The sequence below is a fragment of the Pseudomonas fluorescens genome (assembly GCF_902497855.1).
In the GTDB taxonomy this organism is placed as follows: domain Bacteria; phylum Pseudomonadota; class Gammaproteobacteria; order Pseudomonadales; family Pseudomonadaceae; genus Aquipseudomonas; species Aquipseudomonas fluorescens_BI.
The window spans coordinates 58,874-74,726 of sequence record NZ_CABVHU010000016.1 but is presented as its reverse complement, the minus strand read 5'-3'; the positions used below and the strand labels follow the sequence as shown (position 1 = coordinate 74,726).

Genomic DNA, 15,853 nt, shown 5'->3' with positions numbered 1-15,853 from the left:
AAACAGCATCACGCATTGTAAGAGATTGCTTACATGGCGTTACATTGTCAGAACTGGGCCGCATCCAGCAAAAACAGCGATTCGCTACCGGCCCTGACCGACGCGCTCAACGAATGAATACGCGGCAGCAGCCGGGCGAAATAGAACCGCGCCGTGCCCAGCTTGCTGGCGTAGAAATCGTCCTTTTCTTCTTTGCCCAGGGCCGCCTTGGCCATCAGTGCCCACATGTAGGCATAAGCCACGTAGCCGAAGGTTTGCAGGTACTCGACCGAGGCGGCGCCGATTTCGTTCGGGTTGTTTTTCGCCCGGTCCAGCAGCCATGCGGTCAGTCCGTCGAGGGTGGTCACCGCGTCGTTCAGCGGCTGGGTGAACTCGGCGAGGTTAGCGTCGGCGGTCGCGGTGAAATGGCGGATTTCGTCGGCGAACAGGGTGTAGAACGCCCCGCCCGTGCCGACGATCTTGCGGCCGACCAGGTCCAGCGCCTGAATGCCGTTGGTGCCTTCGTAGATCTGGGTGATGCGCACGTCACGCACCAGTTGCTCCTGGCCCCATTCGCGGATGTAGCCGTGGCCGCCGAACACCTGCTGGCCGTGGACCGTGGTTTCCAGGCCGAGGTCGGTGAGGAAGGCCTTGGCCACCGGGGTCAGCAAGGCCACCAGGTCTTCGGCGCGTTTGCGGGTGGTGGGGTCTTCGCTGAACTTGGCCGTGTCCAGTTGCATCGCCACGTAGGTCGAGAAGGCTCGACCGCCTTCGTTCGAGGCTTTCATGGTCAGCAGCATGCGCCGCACGTCCGGGTGGACGATGATCGGGTCGGCGACCTTGTCCTGGTTCTGCGCGCCGCTCGGCGAACGGCTTTGCAGGCGATCGCGAGCGTATTCCACGGCGTTCTGGTAGGAGCGCTCGCCGCTGGCCAGGCCCTGGATGCCGACGCCCAGGCGTTCGTAGTTCATCATGGTGAACATCGCCGCCAGGCCCTTGTTTGGCTCGCCGACCAGGTAACCCACGGCTTCGTCGAAGTTCATCACACAGGTCGAGGAACCCTGGATGCCCATCTTGTGTTCGATCGAACCACAGTTGGCCGGGTTGCGCGCGCCCAGGCTGCCATCGGCATTGACCATGAATTTCGGCACCAGGAACAGCGAAATGCCTTTCGGACCCGCCGGTGCGTCCGGCAGCTTGGCCAGCACCAGGTGGATGATGTTCTCGGTCAGGTCGTGCTCGCCGCCGGTGATGAAGATCTTGGTGCCGCTGACCTTGTAGGAACCGTCGGCCTGGGGCTCGGCCTTGGTGCGGATGATCCCCAGGTCGGTCCCGGCGTGCGGTTCGGTCAGGCACATGGAACCGGCCCAGACCCCGGCGTACATGTTCGGCAGGTAGGCGGCTTTCAGTTCGTCACTGGCGTGGGCGTTGATCGACAGGCAAGCGCCGGCCGTCAGCATCGGGTACAGACCGAACGACAGGCTGGCGGAGTTGACCATTTCCTCGACCTGGGCCGAGACCGCCTTGGGCATGCCCATGCCACCGTAGGCGGGATCGCCACCAACTCCGACCCAACCGCCTTGCGCGTAAGTCTGGTACGCCTGCAGGAAACCGGCCGGGGTGGTGACGGCACCGTCCGCCCAGTGGCAGCCCTCTTCGTCTGCCGCACGGCTCAGCGGCGCGATGCTTTTGCTGGTGACCTTGCCGGCTTCTTCGAGGATGGCTTCGACGGTTTCGGCATCCACGGTCTCGGCCAGCGCCGGCAGTTCGGCCCAGAGTCTGGCGACCTCGAATACTTCATTGAGGACGAAGCGCATATCGCGCAGGGGCGCTTTGTAGTCAGCCATGGCAAACCTCGCAAGATCTAAACAGGTGAGTCGTAGGGATGTTGCTTTCGTTGAGGCCGAGTGTACCTCAACAACTTTTACGACACATAGGGTCAGTCAGTGACTATTTTGTTATTTTTGGTCACCGAATATCCACAGATGAAAACAGCCCGCTGTAGGAGCAAGCTTGCTCGCGATGGTCGTTAACGATAACGCGTGATTACTGGATAACCGCGGCGCTCTTGAGTCCATTGTCGGAACGACGTCCGGAGCAAGCTCGCGCCTACATTTAAAGCGCGAATAATTCCGCCGGCAGCTTCATCAGGCAATCGCTACCCGCCTCAATGGCGGCCCGGTGAGCAGCGGTGCGTGGCAACAATCGCTTGAAGTAAAACTCGCTGGTCGCCAGTTTGCCCTGACAGTAATCAGCGTCTGCACAGCCCTCTTCGAGCTGCGCCTGAGCCACCAGCGCCATACGCAGCCACAGATAACCAAGGATGATGTAACCGCTGTACATCAGATAATCCACCGACGCGGCGCCGATTTCATCCGGATTTTTCATCGCCGCCATGCCGACCTTGGTGGTCAATTCGCCCCATTGCTGATTCAACTCGTTGAGCTGCGCCACATAGCTGGCGAGCTGCGGATGCCCGGCGTTGGCGGCGCAGAACTTGTGGACGATTCTGGTGAAACCACGCAGCAGCTTGCCCTGGCTACCGAGCACTTTTCGTCCGAGCAGGTCTAGCGCCTGAATCCCGTTGGTGCCCTCGTAAATAGGCGCGATCCGGCAGTCGCGGACCAACTGCTCCATACCCCATTCACGAATGAAACCGTGACCACCGAATACCTGCATGCCGTGGTTGGTCACCTCCAGGCCAGTGTCGGTCATGAAGGCTTTGCAGATCGGCGTCAGGAACGCCAACACGTCTTCGGCCTCTTGCCGTGCGCCAGCGTCCGGGCTCATGTGCGCGGTATCCAGCCATTGCGCGGTGAAGTAGGTCAGCGCCCGATTGCCTTCGTTGAAGGCTTTCATGGTCAGCAACATGCGGCGCACATCGGGATGAACGATGATCGGGTCGGCGACTTTTTCCGGTGCTTTCGGGCCGGTCAGCGAGCGCATCTGCAAACGGTCATTGGCGTATTGGATGGCCCCCTGGAAGCTGGCCTCCCCCAGGCACAGACCCTGCATCCCGGTGCCAAGGCGCGCATGGTTCATCATGGTGAACATGCAGTTCAGGCCCTTGTTCGGCTCACCGATCAAAAAGCCCTTGGCCCCGTCGAAGTTCAGCACGCAGGTGGCCGAGGCCTTGATCCCCATTTTGTGTTCGATCGAACCGCAGGACACCCCGTTGCGCTCGCCCGCCTCGCCTAGTGCATCGGGCAGGAACTTGGGCACGATGAACAGCGAAATGCCCTTGGTCCCCGCGGGCGCCTCCGGCAGCTTCGCCAGCACCAGGTGAATGATGTTATCGCTCATGTCGTGCTCGCCGGCGGAGATGAAAATCTTGCTGCCGGAGATCGCATAACTGCCATCGGCCGCAGGCACGGCGCGGGTCTTGATGATGCCCAGGTCAGTACCGCAATGGGCCTCGGTCAGGCACATGGTGCCGGTCCATTGGCCGGCGGTGAGCTTGCTCAGGTAGGTGTGCTTTTGCGCTTGCGTACCGTGCGCGTGGATCGCCGACATCGCGCCGTGGGTCAGGCCAGGGTACATGCCCCAGGACGTGTTGCTGGAGCCGACCATTTCACTGATGACCAGGCCCAGGGAGCCGGGCAGGCCCTGGCCGCCGTAAGTCGGATCCGCCGCCAAGCCATGCCACCCGCCTTCAACATACTGAGCGAATGCCTGCTTGAACCCCGCAGGCGTCGTCACCACGCCGTTGTCGAAACGGCAGCCTTCTTCGTCACCACTGCGATTGAGCGGTGCGAGCACGTTCTCACAGAATCTTGCGCCCTCTTCGAGGATCGCATTGATCATGTCCGGGCTGGCATCGGCGGCGCCCAGCGCGGCGTAGTGGCGGTGAAAGTCGAAGACATGGTCGATCAGAAAGCGCATGTCGCGCAGGGGAGCTTTGTACTCGGGCATGGTTGTTTCTCCGGCAGCAGATGGCTCAAAGCTACTGCCGCCTGCCAGGCCCCACAATCACAGTCCAGACGCTGAATGCGCGATCATCACTCAACCCGTAGCGGCGTTTTTCGTGCTCTGGCGTGTGAGCCGGATTTTGCGACTGCAGCGGCGCATCTGATTCACCGCGGCGCCTGGTTCGCCAGCAAGCCGGCGCCTGCAGGGGGCACAAAAAAAGGCCGCTGCTCCCGAAGAAGCAGCGGCCTTGTGAAGAAGCGCGTGAGGCTTAGTAGCCCAGTGCGAAGTCTTCTTCTTTCATGTCCATCAGGTTGCTGGCGCCCGACAGCATGGTTGCCACGTGGCTGCGGGTACGCGGCAGGATGCGCTGGAAGTAGAAGCGTGCGGTCTGCAGCTTGGCGGTGTAGAACGCCTCTTCGGAGGTGCCGGCAGCCAGTTTCTCGGCAGCCAGGCGCGCCATGTCAGCCCAGAAGTAAGCCAGGCAGGCGTAACCGGAATACATCAGGTAGTCCACCGACGCCGCGCCGACTTCTTCGCGGTCTTTCATGGCCGCCATTCCGACCTTCATGGTCAGCTCGCCCCACTCTTTGTTCAGCGCCGCCAATGGCTCGACGAACGCTTTGATCGCTTCGTTGCCTTCGTTGGTCTGGCAGAACTTGTGGACGATCCTGGTGAAGCCTTTCAGGGCCTCGCCTTGAGTCATCAGCACTTTGCGGCCCAGCAGGTCGAGTGCCTGGATCCCGGTGGTGCCTTCGTACAGCATCGAAATGCGGCTGTCGCGAACGTTCTGCTCCATGCCCCACTCGGCGATGAAGCCGTGGCCGCCGTAGATTTGTACGCCGTGGTTGGCGGACTCGAAACCGACTTCAGTCATGAAGGCTTTGGCGATCGGTGTCATGAACGCCAGCAGTGCGTCGGCCTTCTTCTTTTCTTCTTCGTCCACGCCGTATTTGACGATGTCGACTTGCTTGGCGGTGAAGTAAACCATCGCACGGTTGCCTTCGGCGAAGGCTTTCATGGTCAACAGCATGCGACGCACGTCTGGGTGCACGATGATCGGGTCAGCGGCTTTTTCCGGCGCTTTAGGGCCCGTCAGGGAGCGCATTTGCAGGCGGTCGCGAGCGTATTTCAGGCCGCCCTGGAAGCCGATCTCGGCGTGTGCCAGACCTTGCAGCGCAGTGCCCAAACGTGCGGTGTTCATGAAGGTGAACATGCAGTTCAGGCCTTTGTTCGCCGGGCCGATCAGGTAACCGGTGGCTGCATCAAAGTTCATCACACAGGTGGCGTTGCCGTGGATGCCCATCTTGTGTTCCAGGGAACCACAGGTCACGGCGTTACGGGCGCCGATCGAGCCGTCTGCGTTCGGCAGGAATTTCGGAACGATGAACAGCGAAATGCCTTTGGTGCCAGCCGGTGCATCCGGCAGACGTGCCAGCACGATGTGGACGATGTTGTCGGCCATGTCGTGTTCACCGGCCGAGATGAAGATCTTGGTACCGGACACTTTGTAGGAACCGTCGGCCTGAGGGTCGGCCTTGGTGCGCAGCATGCCCAGGTCGGTGCCGCAATGCGGTTCGGTCAGGCACATGGTGCCGGTCCATTCGCCGGATACCAGTTTGGTCAGGTAAGCCTCTTGCTGCTCAGGCGTGCCGTGTTCGGAAATGGTGTTCATCGCGCCGTGGGACAGGCCTGGGTACATGCCCCACGACCAGTTGGCCTCGCCAACCATTTCGCTGACCGCCAGACCCAGAGACTCCGGCAGGCCTTGACCACCGTGCTCCACGTCATGGGCCAGGCTTGGCCAGCCGCCTTCGACGAATTGTTTGTAGGCTTCTTTAAAGCCCGTCGGGGTTTTAACGCCGGACTCGCTCCAGGTGCAGCCTTCGGTGTCACCCACGCGGTTCAGCGGAGCCAGTACCTGCTCACAAAACTTGGCGCCTTCTTCGAGAATGGCGTCAACCATGTCCGGAGTTGCGTCTGCACAAGCCGGAAGGCTCTGATAGTGCGCTTCGTAGCCGAGCAGTTCGTCACGAACGAAGCGAATATCACGCAAGGGGGCCTTGTAGTCAGGCATAGCGATAAACCTCTGCTGATGTAACCGGGAATGAACGACCGCGTTGATGTGTTGTGACGGTCAAACAGTTGTTTGAAACATACGTTTACCGCCAAACCTTGTCAAGCGCCGATCTTTTGCCGTTCGTCATCACACCCCGGGAATGGCGGGCGCGCAGCCAGACAACAGCGTCGATGTGATCGCTGGGCAATAGGGAAAGATTAGTTGAGGGATAAGGACTTACGCAGAAAAACGCCGCGAATGATCGCGGCGCTGGCAGGTGGATTCAGCCAGGTGGCAGCGAGGCGCAGCCTAGTCCAGCAGGTCCAACTGAAGATGTTCGGCCACCGCTTCGGCCGTCACCGATTTGAGTTTCGGCACGCGTCCAAGGCATGGCGCCGGGATTCGCTCGGCGAGTGTCGCGAGGTTCTCTTCCAGGCGCGCGGTTTTCGAATCGATGATATTGGCCACCCAACCCGCCAATTGCAGACCGTCCCGCGCAATGGACTCTGCGGTCAGCAGCGCATGATTGATGCAGCCCAGGCGCACGCCAACCACCAGAATCACCGGCAGGTCCAGCGCCATCGCCAGATCCGACAGGTTGTCCTGGTCCGCCAGGGGTACCCGCCAGCCACCGGCGCCTTCGATCAGGGTGAAGTCAGCCTGCAGGTCGAGGAGCTGCTGCATCGGCGTCAACAGTGATTGCACGGTCAATGCCACGCCAGCCTCCCGCGCCGCCAGATGCGGAGCGATCGCCGGTTCAAATGCCATCGGGTTGACCTGGGCATAGGTCAAAGGCACCGAACATTGCGCCATCAACGCCAGTGCGTCGGCATTGCGCAAGCCCTTGGGAGTGACATCGCAGCCGGAGGCCACCGGCTTGCCCGCCGCCGTGCTCAAGCCCGCCAACCGCGCGGCATGCAGCAGGCCTGCGGCAATGGTGGTCTTGCCGATATCGGTGTCCGTGCCGGTGATGAAATAGGCTGCACTCATAAGGGTTTCTCCAAAACGGCGTACACCACTTGGTAAGTCGCCGGCAGGCCTTTGGCCTGGCGAAACTGCTCATAGGCCTCGACCAAGCCGAGGATTCGCGCTCTGCCGGTCAAACCGCCCGGCCGACCGGGGTTCAGGTTGTGCGCACCCAGCGCCTTGAGTTCATGGGTCAGGCTGCGCACATCCGGGTAATGCAACACATGGGGACGGGTTTGCAGCTGCGCGACGGTCAATCCACTGCCCGCGCAAAGCTGTTGATAAACCCCGAACTCACGGAAGCGATTGACGTGCACCATGCCGTCCACCTGACGCCAACTGTCTCGCAGTTCGTACAACGTACCCACGCACAGACTAGCAAATGCGAAAATTCCGCCAGGTTTCAGCACTCGATGCGCCTCGCTGAGCACCGAGGCGAAGTCTGCGCACCACTGCACCGCCAGGCTGGAAAAGATCAAATCGCAGGTCGAAGCCTGCAATGGCAGTCGCTCGGCATCCCCGGCGATGAAATGCGTGGCCCCACCCAATGGCCGTGCGTGATTGAGCATGCCTTCGGCGATGTCCAGCGCCACGCCGTGGCTGGCAGGGTAACGCTCGCTCAACGCCCGACTGAAGTGTCCGGTGCCGCACCCCAGGTCCAGCCAGCGACCCGGTACGAAGTCTTTCGGCAAGCGGTCCGACAACTGGCTGCCAACATCGCGCTGCAATTGGGCAACGCTGTCATAACTGGCCGCGGCGCGGGAAAAGGAGGCTGCCACCTGGCGCTTGTCAGGCAAGCCGCCGGGCAGGTTGGGAAGGGATAGATCAGTCATCGCCGAACTCATGCAAAAAGGTCTGGATCGCCCCCGCCACACCGTGGGGATCTTCCAGAAGAAACGCGTGGCCGGCCCGTTCGATCAGACCGATTTCTACATCCGGCAGCAACCCCAGCAGGGCTTGTGCGGCTTCGGCCGGAACCAGCCCGTCGAGCCCGGCGAACAGGTGCAACTGCGGGCCGCGGAATGTTTGCAACGCTTGACGGGTATCCAGTTGCGCGAGCACCTGCAGACCGCTTATCGCCACCGACGCAGTGGTATGCGGCGCACCACCGAGCAACAGCCTCGATAACCCGCGCGGGTCTGCAGAACCCTGAGCGCAGAGCAGCGAAAAGCGTTTCAAGGTCGTGCGCGGTTCTGCCTTGCAGCCGGCCAGAAACGCGTCGAAGGTCTCGCCGGGCATCGCACTCGGCCACTGCTCATGGGCGACGAAGCAAGGATTGCTCGCCAGGGTCAGCAAGCCGCAGCAACGATCGCCGCGTCGGGCTGCCAACTCGGCGGCGAGCATACCGCCGAGGGACCAGCCACCCAGCCAGGTATCCTCAGGCAGGGTCGAATCCAACTCATCGAGCCATTCTTCAAGATCGCTCGATTCCAGTTCCGGCAAGGGTTCGATCTCGACCCGCAAGTGTTCATCCAGCCCTTGCAATGCCGCCGCCAATGGCTCCAGCGGTGAAATCCCCAGGCCCCAGCCGGGCAGCAGAATCAGATGATCACGCATGGCTTGGCTCCGGTCCCAGTTGTTGAAAGCAATCGGCCAATCCATTCAACAATAGCTGCACTTGCGCCTCGCTGTGGGCAGCGCTGAGAGTCACGCGCAGACGGGCGCTGCCGGCGGGCACGGTCGGCGGGCGAATCGCCGTCACCATCAGCCCGCGTTCGCGCAGCATCTGTGACAGTCGAACCGCACGCCCGGCATCGCCGATCATGATCGGCTGGATCGGCGTGAAGCTGTCCATCAATTCCAGGCCAATCTGCTCGGCACCCTGGCGGAACTGGCGGATCAGCGTGTTCAGATGCTCACGTCGCCAGTGTTCGCTGCGCAGCAGCTCCAGGCTTTTCAACGTAGCGCAGGCGAGGGCCGGTGGCTGGCTGGTGGTGTAAATGTAGGGGCGGGCGAACTGGATCAGCGTCTCGATCAACTCTTCACTGCCGGCGACAAAAGCACCGGCCGTACCGAACGCCTTGCCGAGGGTGCCGACCAATACCGGCACCTCGTCCTGGCTCAGGCCGAAATGCTCGACGATCCCACCGCCATTGGCACCCAGCGGACCAAAACCGTGGGCGTCATCGACCATCAGCCACGCGCCTTTGGCCTTGGCCTCCCGGGCCAGCGCCGGCAGGTCGGCGATGTCGCCGTCCATGCTGAACACGCCGTCGGTGACCACCAGCGTGTTACCGGTGGCCTTCTCGAGACGATTGGCCAGACTCGCCGCGTCGTTATGCAGATAGCGATTGAAGCGCGCACCGGACAGCAGGCCCGCGTCCAGCAGGGAGGCGTGATTGAGGCGGTCTTCGAGCACCGTATCGCCCTGCCCCACCAGTGCGGTGACCGCGCCAAGGTTGGCCATGTAGCCGGTGGTAAACAACAGCGCACGCGGGCGACCGGTCAGGTCGGCCAGCGCTTCTTCCAGCGCGTGATGCGGGCTGCTGTGGCCAATGACCAGGTGCGAAGCCCCGCCGCCGACGCCCCAACGGGTCGCACCGGCGCGCCAGGCTTCGATCACTTGCGGGTGATTGGCCAGGCCCAGGTAATCGTTGTTGCAGAACGCCAGCAACGGCTGCCCATCGACCACCACTTCCGGGCCTTGAGGGCTGTCGAGCAGGGGGCGATGGCGATAAAGGTTTTCGGCACGACGGGCAGCAAGGCGTGCGGCGAGATCGAAAGACATGCAGGCCTCGGGTGTCAGATCAGATAAATCAAGGTAAACACAGATCCTTGTGGGAGCTGGCTTGCCTGCGATGACGGAGTCACATTCAACATAGATGTCGACTGAGAGATCGCTATCGCGAGCAAGCTTGCTCCTGCAGGGTTTTGCATTTTTTCAGCAAGAGCGGGGAGGATCAAACAGCCGCGTTATAAAACTGCTCGCTGCTCTTCTGCTCCACCAGCGCCTGCTCGATCGCCGCCTGATGCACCTCGTCGGCGTGCTCTTCGCGCGCTTCCGGCAGGATGCCCAGGCGCGAGAACAGCTGCATGTCCTTGTCGGCCTGCGGGTTGGCGGTGGTCAGCAATTTCTCACCATAGAAAATCGAGTTGGCGCCGGCGAAGAACGCCAGGGCCTGCATCTGCTCGTTCATGGCTTCACGGCCAGCGGACAGGCGCACGTGGGACTGCGGCATCAGGATACGGGCGACGGCGAGCATGCGGATGAAGTCGAACGGGTCGATGTCGTCGGCATTTTCCAGCGGCGTGCCGGCAACCTTCACCAGCATGTTGATCGGCACCGACTCCGGATGCTCCGGCAGGTTGGCCAGCTGGATCAGCAGGTTGGCGCGGTCATCCAGGGACTCACCCATGCCGAGGATGCCGCCGGAGCAGATCTTCATCCCCGATTCACGCACGTAGGCCAGGGTTTGCAGGCGCTCGCTGTAGGTACGGGTGGTGATGATGCTGCCGTAGAATTCCGGCGAGGTGTCGAGGTTGTGGTTGTAGTAGTCGAGGCCAGCCTGGGCCAGCGCTTCGGTCTGGTCCTGATCCAGGCGACCGAGGGTCATGCAGGTTTCCAGGCCCATGGCCTTGACGCCTTTGACCATTTCCAGCACGTACGGCATGTCTTTGGCCGACGGGTGCTTCCAGGCAGCGCCCATGCAGAAACGAGTCGAGCCGATGGCCTTGGCGCGAGCGGCCTCTTCGAGGACCTTCTGCACTTCCATCAGTTTTTCTTTTTCCAGGCCGGTGTTGTAGTGACCGGACTGCGGACAATATTTGCAATCTTCCGGGCAGGCGCCGGTTTTGATCGACAGCAGCGTCGAAACCTGGACCCGGTTAGCGTCGAAATGCGCGCGGTGCACCGTCTGCGCCTGGAACAACAGGTCATTGAATGGCTGAACGAAGAGTGCTTTGACTTCAGCCAAAGACCAGTCATGACGCAGGGTTGCAGTGGTGCTGGCGCTCATGGGCGATTCCTTTGTTTTATGCTTGGCAAGCGGCTGGGGGAAGGCAATACCCACAGACGCGATACGGATGTTCGGCATATTTAAGGAAGACTTATGCGCTGTCAACCACAATACGATGGACCGGTTTACATCTGGTTAAAAAACAACCAATCCTGTTTGCTGTGCGGCGAAGCGTCCGATGATGTGACACCCATATGCATTGCCTGTGAAACCGACCTCCCCTGGCTCGGCGACCAATGTCAGAGCTGCGCCCTGCCCTTGCCCGCCGCCGGCATGACGTGCGGCCCGTGCTTGAAGCAACCGCCGGCCTTCGAACGCGTCGCCGTTCCCTGGACCTACAGTTTTCCGGTCGACAGCCTGATCACCCGTTTCAAGCACAGCGCGAAATGGCCGTCCGGTCACCTGCTCGCCGAACTGCTTGCCCGATTTCTGCTGCATCGGTTCGATGAGGACCTGGATCGACCCGACACGCTGGTGCCGGTACCACTGGCTGTCAAACGCCTGCGCCAGCGGGGTTTCAACCAGGCGGCGATGCTTGCCCGCTGGCTCGGCAACCGCCTCGACATTGCCTGCGATGAAAAGCTGTTGCTGAGGGTCCAGGACACCAGCGCGCAACAGGAGCTGAAGGCCGACGCCCGCAAAAAAAACCTGCGCCATGCCTTCGCACTGGCGCCCGATGCACTGATCAAGGGTCGGCACCTGGCGCTGGTGGATGACGTGCTGACCACCGGCGCCACGACCCAGGCTCTGGCCCGGCTGTTGATGGACGCCGGCGCTGCGCGGGTCGACGTCTACTGCCTGGCCCGCACCCCCAAGCCTGGCGACGCCGATTGACTTGAGGACACACAGAACCTGCGGGCTTGCTCGCGAAGACGGCGGCTCAGTCAATATTGATGTCGCCTGACCCACCGCTTTCGGGAGCAAGCCCGCTCCCACAAGAATTACGCTTAACTGACTGGCCCCTTGCCACAGAGGCTCGCACAGGGTCCTGCTTGACTCCCGCAGCCCAAGCCGCCAACGTCCTCCCATCGCCACCGTCCAAAGCGTCCTGCCATGTCCTTGCCTACGTTGTTATCCCAGCACATCGTCCGTCGCCCACAGCGCATTGCCTTGCTGCAACACATCGCCGAACAGGGCTCGATCACCCGTGCCGCAAAAAGCGCAGGCCTGAGTTACAAAGCGGCGTGGGATGCCATCGACGAACTGAACAACCTCGCGCAAAAGCCGCTGGTGGAGCGCAGTGTCGGCGGCAAGGGCGGCGGGGGCGCCAGACTGTCCAGCGAAGGCGAGCGCGTCTTGCGCCTCTATCAAAAGCTGCAAGCGCTGCAGGCTCAGGTGCTGGAAGCTGCCGAAGAGGCCAGCGATCTCGACCTGCTCGGCCGCCTGATGCTCCGGACCAGCGCGCGCAATCAGTTGCATGGCAAGGTCGTGGCGATCGCTAGCCAGGGTCGCAACGACCTGATTCACTTGGAACTGGCCGCAGGTTTGACCATCGATGCGCAGATCACCCACGACAGTACCCTGCGCCTGGAGCTGGAAAACGGTACCGAAGTGGTGGCGCTGATCAAGGCCGGCTGGCTCGAGCTACTCGGCATCACGGATGCCGTGACGCCAGGACACAATGACCTGACAGGCATCATCGAAGAAATCCTCGACGCCGAAGACGGTCCCAGCGAAGTGCGCATCGGCCTGCCCAATGGCCAGACCCTCTGTGCGCTGGCCGAACCGCTGCACTTGCGGACCCTGGGCCTGGCCACGGATAAAGCGGTACGGGTGCAGTTCGCGCCATCCAACGTATTGCTGGGTACACCACTCTGAAACATTAACGTCATGATTGCTCTTTAAGGTGGCTGCAAAAACCCGCAGGGAGCCTGATGTGAGCCTATTGGAAGAAAACCAGTCCACCGATCTTGAAAAAATGGTCGGCCTCAGCCGTCGCGGTTTTATCAGCGCCGGCGCCCTGTGCGGTGCAGCGATGTTCCTCGGCGGCAATCTGCTGAGCCGCAGCGTGCTCGCTGCCAGTGTCAGTGCAGGTACCGGCAAACTGTTGGGTTTCGACAGTATCGCCGCCGCCACCAGCGACACCATCAGCCTGCCGCCCGGCTATAAATCCTCGGTGTTGATCAGCTGGGGCCAGCCGTTGCAAAAGGACGGCCCGGCCTTCGACCCGAGCGGCAACGGCACCGCCGAGCAGCAAGAAGCCCAGTTCGGTGACAACAACGACGGCATGAGCCTGTTCGAGTTTCCCGCCGAGCAAGACCGGGCGTTGATGGCGATCAACAACGAGTACACCAACTACCGCTACCTCTATCCCCACGGTGGCATGCCGCAATCGGCCGACGATGTGCGCAAGGCACTGGCCTGCGAAGGCGTGTCGGTGATCGAGGTTCAGCGCAAGGACGGCCAGTGGCACTTCGTCCAGGGTTCGCGCTACAACCGGCGCATTCACGGCAACGCGCCGATCAGCCTGAGCGGCCCGGTCGCCGGCCACACACTGGTGAAAACCAGCGCCGACCCCCAGGGCAAGAACGTCCTCGGCACCTTCCAGAACTGCGCCAATGGCAAGACGCCGTGGGGCACTTACCTGACCTGCGAAGAGAACTTCACCGATTGCTTCGGCAGCAGCCATGCCGAACAAACATTCGATGCCGCGCAGAAACGCTACGGTGTGGTGGCGGCCAGCAAAGAGATCAACTGGCATCAGCACGACGAGCGTTTCGACCTGGCGAAGAACCCGAACGAGCTCAATCGTCATGGCTGGGTGGTGGAAATCGACCCCTTCGATCCGCAATCGACCCCGGTCAAGCGCACGGCCCTGGGCCGTTTCAAGCATGAAAACGCTGCCCTGGCCGAAACCAAAGACGGTCACGCCGTGGTGTACATGGGTGACGATGAACGCGGCGAATTCATCTACAAATTCGTCAGCCGCGACAAGATCAACCACCAAGCCCCCAAGGCCAACCGCGACTTGCTGGACCATGGCACCCTGTACGTGGCGCGCTTCGACGCAGGCGACGGCAATGCCGATCACCCCAAGGGCCAGGGCGAATGGATCGAACTGACCCACGGTAAAAACGGCATCGATGCCGGCAGCGGTTTTGCCGATCAGGCCGAAGTGCTGATTCACGCACGCCTCGCCGCCAGTGTGGTGAAAGCCACGCGCATGGATCGCCCGGAATGGATCGTCGTCAGCCCCAAGGATGGCCAGGTCTATTGCACCCTCACCAACAACGCCAAGCGCGGCGAGGACGGCCAACCGGTGGGCGGGCCGAACCCGCGTGAGAAGAACATCTACGGGCAGATCCTGCGCTGGCGCACTGACCGTGACGATCACGGTGCCAAGACCTTCTCCTGGGACTTGTTCGTGGTGGCCGGCAACCCGGGCGTGCATGCCGGCACGCCGAAGGGCGGCTCGTCCAACATTACGCCGCAGAACATGTTCAACAGCCCGGATGGCCTGGGCTTCGACAACGCCGGGCGGCTGTGGATTCTGACGGACGGTGATTCGAGCAATGCGGGTGATTTTGCCGGCATGGGCAACAACCAGATGCTGTGTGCCGACCCGGCGACCGGGGAGATTCGGCGTTTCATGGTCGGGCCGGTGGGTTGCGAAGTGACGGGGATCAGCTTTTCGCCGGATCAGAAGACTTTGTTTGTGGGGATTCAGCATCCGGGGGAGAACGGTGGGTCGACGTTCCCTGAGCATCTGCCGAATGGCAAGCCGCGGTCTTCGGTGATGGCAATCTCCCGGGAAGATGGCGGGATCGTCGGCGCCTGACAGGGCCTCTTCGCGAGCAAGCCCGCTCCCACAGGGATCTCTTGTCTGATCGTTCCCACGCTCCGCGCGGGAATGCAGCCCGGGACGCTCTGCGTTCCAGAAACGGACGCGGAGCGTCCGGTGAGGCATTCCCACGCAGAGCGTGGGAACGATCCCCCTAAAGATACCCCGTCTGCGCTACCATGTCTGGCCGGACGCGGCAGCCTGCTGCGCGCAGGAGTCAGCATGGCCCACCCGTTTGCAACCCTCACCCCAGACCTCGTGCTCGATGCCGTCGAAAGCATCGGCTTTCTCAGCGACGCGCGCATCCTGGCGCTCAACAGCTACGAAAACCGTGTCTATCAGGTCGGCATCGAAGACTCCGAACCGCTGATCGCCAAGTTCTATCGTCCGCAACGCTGGACCAACGAGGCGATTCTCGAGGAGCACCAGTTCACCTTCGAACTCGCCGAGTGCGATGTGCCAGTGGTGGCGCCGATGATTCACAACGGTGCCAGCCTGCACGAACACAACGGTTTTCGCTTCACCCTGTTCCCCCGCCGTGGCGGCCGCGCGCCGGAGCCGGGCAATCTCGATCAGCTGTATCGCCTCGGCCAACTGCTCGGTCGTTTGCACGCCGTGGGCGCGACCAAGCCGTTCGAACACCGTGAAGCCCTCGGTGTGAAAAACTTCGGTCACGACTCACTGACGACGTTGCTCGAAGGCAACTTCGTACCCAAAAGCCTGCTGCCGGCCTACGAGTCCGTGGCCCGCGACCTGCTCAAGCGGGTGGAAGAGGTCTACAAGGCGACACCGCACCAGAACATCCGCATGCACGGCGATTGCCACCCCGGCAACATGATGTGTCGCGACGAGATGTTCCATATCGTCGACCTCGATGACTGTCGAATGGGCCCGGCGGTGCAGGACATCTGGATGATGCTTGCCGGCGACCGCCAGGAATGTCTCGGCCAGTTGTCGGAACTGATGGACGGCTACAACGAATTCCACGACTTCGACCCGCGGGAACTGGCGCTGATCGAACCGCTGCGCGCCCTGCGCCTGATGCATTACAGCGCCTGGCTCGCCCGCCGCTGGGACGATCCGGCGTTCCCCCACAGCTTTCCGTGGTTCGGCAGCGAGCGGTACTGGGGCGATCAGGTGTTGGCGTTGCGCGAACAACTGGCTGCGCTGAATGAAGAACCCCTAAAAATCTTCTGATTCACACAG

Annotated in this window: 12 protein-coding genes; 4 read left to right on the top strand and 8 right to left on the bottom strand. The window is 61.7% G+C overall.

Features of this window, described 5'->3' with window-relative positions; genetic code table 11:
- Positions 1 to 47: 47 nt before the first annotated feature.
- The 8 genes from F8N96_RS26950 to bioB all read right to left on the bottom strand — a co-directional run bounded on the left by F8N96_RS26950 (position 48) and on the right by bioB (position 10,866).
- Positions 48 to 1,826 (bottom strand): acyl-CoA dehydrogenase C-terminal domain-containing protein, encoded by a 1,779-nt coding sequence (locus F8N96_RS26950; RefSeq protein WP_150800382.1) that lies wholly within the window; start codon positions 1,824 to 1,826, stop codon positions 48 to 50.
- Positions 1,827 to 2,094: 268 nt separating this feature from the next.
- Complete coding sequence (locus F8N96_RS26945) at positions 2,095 to 3,891, bottom strand: acyl-CoA dehydrogenase C-terminal domain-containing protein (protein ID WP_150800381.1); 1,797 nt, start codon at positions 3,889 to 3,891, stop codon at positions 2,095 to 2,097.
- A gap of 265 nt (positions 3,892 to 4,156) precedes the next feature.
- Entirely contained in the window at positions 4,157 to 5,962 is a 1,806-nt protein-coding gene (locus F8N96_RS26940) for a phenylacyl-CoA dehydrogenase (protein WP_150800380.1), read from the bottom strand.
- A 291-nt stretch (positions 5,963 to 6,253) separates the two neighbouring features.
- A complete protein-coding gene (gene bioD, locus F8N96_RS26935; protein ID WP_150800379.1) occupies positions 6,254 to 6,934 on the bottom strand; it encodes a dethiobiotin synthase in 681 nt (226 codons plus the stop codon).
- Positions 6,931 to 7,743, bottom strand: a complete 813-nt coding sequence (gene bioC, locus F8N96_RS26930; protein ID WP_150800378.1) for a malonyl-ACP O-methyltransferase BioC — start codon at positions 7,741 to 7,743, stop codon at positions 6,931 to 6,933. The genes bioD and bioC overlap by 4 nt, the downstream gene beginning before the upstream one ends.
- On the bottom strand, positions 7,736 to 8,467 hold the full coding sequence (locus F8N96_RS26925; protein WP_150800377.1) for an alpha/beta fold hydrolase: 732 nt from the start codon (positions 8,465 to 8,467) through the stop codon (positions 7,736 to 7,738). Before F8N96_RS26925 ends, bioC begins: the two co-directional genes overlap by 8 nt.
- Positions 8,460 to 9,638, bottom strand: coding sequence for an 8-amino-7-oxononanoate synthase (gene bioF / locus F8N96_RS26920; RefSeq protein ID WP_150800376.1), 1,179 nt, complete (start codon positions 9,636 to 9,638; stop codon positions 8,460 to 8,462). Before bioF ends, F8N96_RS26925 begins: the two co-directional genes overlap by 8 nt.
- A 172-nt stretch (positions 9,639 to 9,810) precedes the next feature.
- A complete protein-coding gene (gene bioB, locus F8N96_RS26915; protein ID WP_150800375.1) occupies positions 9,811 to 10,866 on the bottom strand; it encodes a biotin synthase BioB in 1,056 nt (351 codons plus the stop codon).
- Between the two features lie 93 nt (positions 10,867 to 10,959).
- Between bioB and F8N96_RS26910 the strand changes: the two genes are divergently transcribed.
- From F8N96_RS26910 to F8N96_RS26895, 4 genes are all read left to right on the top strand, one after another.
- Positions 10,960 to 11,700 (top strand): ComF family protein, encoded by a 741-nt coding sequence (locus tag F8N96_RS26910; protein ID WP_150800374.1) that lies wholly within the window; start codon positions 10,960 to 10,962, stop codon positions 11,698 to 11,700.
- A gap of 219 nt (positions 11,701 to 11,919) precedes the next feature.
- Entirely contained in the window at positions 11,920 to 12,684 is a 765-nt protein-coding gene (locus tag F8N96_RS26905; protein WP_150800373.1) for a TOBE domain-containing protein, read from the top strand.
- Positions 12,685 to 12,742: 58 nt separating this feature from the next.
- Entirely contained in the window at positions 12,743 to 14,644 is a 1,902-nt protein-coding gene (locus tag F8N96_RS26900) for a PhoX family protein (RefSeq protein WP_150800372.1), read from the top strand.
- A gap of 225 nt (positions 14,645 to 14,869) precedes the next feature.
- The gene (locus F8N96_RS26895) at positions 14,870 to 15,844 is read left to right on the top strand and encodes a serine/threonine protein kinase (protein ID WP_150765288.1); all 975 of its coding nucleotides are present in this window, start codon (positions 14,870 to 14,872) and stop codon (positions 15,842 to 15,844) included.
- Positions 15,845 to 15,853: the final 9 nt, after the last annotated feature.

Bases quoted from the DNA above. Each gene is read 5' to 3' on its own strand.
- F8N96_RS26950 (WP_150800382.1), bottom strand. From the start codon at position 1,826: ATGGCTGACTACAAAGCGCCCCTGCGCGATATGCGCTTCGTCCTCAAT.
- F8N96_RS26905 (WP_150800373.1), top strand. From the start codon at position 11,920: ATGTCCTTGCCTACGTTGTTATCCCAGCACATCGTCCGTCGCCCACAG.
- F8N96_RS26940 (WP_150800380.1), bottom strand. From the start codon at position 5,962: ATGCCTGACTACAAGGCCCCCTTGCGTGATATTCGCTTCGTTCGTGAC.
- F8N96_RS26925 (WP_150800377.1), bottom strand. From the start codon at position 8,467: ATGCGTGATCATCTGATTCTGCTGCCCGGCTGGGGCCTGGGGATTTCA.
- bioF (WP_150800376.1), bottom strand. From the start codon at position 9,638: ATGTCTTTCGATCTCGCCGCACGCCTTGCTGCCCGTCGTGCCGAAAAC.
- bioD (WP_150800379.1), bottom strand. From the start codon at position 6,934: ATGAGTGCAGCCTATTTCATCACCGGCACGGACACCGATATCGGCAAG.
- F8N96_RS26910 (WP_150800374.1), top strand. From the start codon at position 10,960: ATGCGCTGTCAACCACAATACGATGGACCGGTTTACATCTGGTTAAAA.
- F8N96_RS26945 (WP_150800381.1), bottom strand. From the start codon at position 3,891: ATGCCCGAGTACAAAGCTCCCCTGCGCGACATGCGCTTTCTGATCGAC.
- F8N96_RS26895 (WP_150765288.1), top strand. From the start codon at position 14,870: ATGGCCCACCCGTTTGCAACCCTCACCCCAGACCTCGTGCTCGATGCC.
- bioC (WP_150800378.1), bottom strand. From the start codon at position 7,743: ATGACTGATCTATCCCTTCCCAACCTGCCCGGCGGCTTGCCTGACAAG.
- bioB (WP_150800375.1), bottom strand. From the start codon at position 10,866: ATGAGCGCCAGCACCACTGCAACCCTGCGTCATGACTGGTCTTTGGCT.